This window comes from Marinobacter manganoxydans MnI7-9 (genome assembly GCF_000235625.1).
GTDB lineage: Bacteria > Pseudomonadota > Gammaproteobacteria > Pseudomonadales > Oleiphilaceae > Marinobacter > Marinobacter manganoxydans.
The window spans coordinates 1-661 of sequence record NZ_AGTR01000068.1; the positions used below are offsets into that span (position 1 = coordinate 1).

General features: G+C 54.5%; 1 protein-coding gene and 1 pseudogene. Both read right to left on the minus strand.

What is annotated here, in order from left to right; genetic code table 11:
* A pseudogene (locus KYE_RS15325) lies at nt 1-221 on the minus strand (cytochrome c oxidase assembly protein); the annotation flags it as partial.
* 22 nt (nt 222-243) lie between these two features.
* Nucleotides 244-661 (minus strand): DsbA family protein (locus tag KYE_RS15330; protein WP_008175088.1); only part of this gene is annotated, 418 nt, incomplete at its 5' end.

Consider the following 661-nt stretch of genomic DNA (forward strand, 5'->3'; position numbering starts at 1 on the left):
TGGACGAAGAACATGTATTGTGCGTAGTAATCGAAGCGGGTCTGCATCACCGCATAACAGATCAGTACCCCCAGGGTGAACGCAAAGATCCGCAGTGAGCCTGGCCGGTCCTGTTCCGGCATCCGAATTAGCCCGACGCCATAGAATCCCATCACGAGCATGTAGCTGAGTATGGTCAGCGGCGAGAAATCGTAGGGTAAAAGGTAGTCAAGCAGTGACATAGCGTTGCCGGTTGTTTTGTTGTTATTTCAGTGACCCTACCTTGGATGTCACCAGGTCGTACAGTTCCTGAGGCCCCAGGCGGCTCAAGGTGTCTCCGTTAACGTAGAATGTTGGGGTTCCGGAAATTCCAACCGCCTTAACGTCCGCAGCATCCTGTTGAATAATGCCGTCAATCTCGGGTGAGTTCATACCGGCCCGAGCGGCTTCGACATCAAGTCCGGCTGACTCCGCCGCATCCCATGCTGCGGCGACCTTTGGATCATCGTGCCATTTCGGTTGTGCTTCCATAACAGCGTCCAGTACCGGCTCATAGACCCCCTGTTCACGGGCGGTTTCCAGGATTCTGACGGCCTCTTCCGAGCCTTTGTGAAACAATACGTAGCGCAGTACCAGACGCACGTTGTCCGGGTAGGCAGCCTGAATCTGTTTCACATAGGGA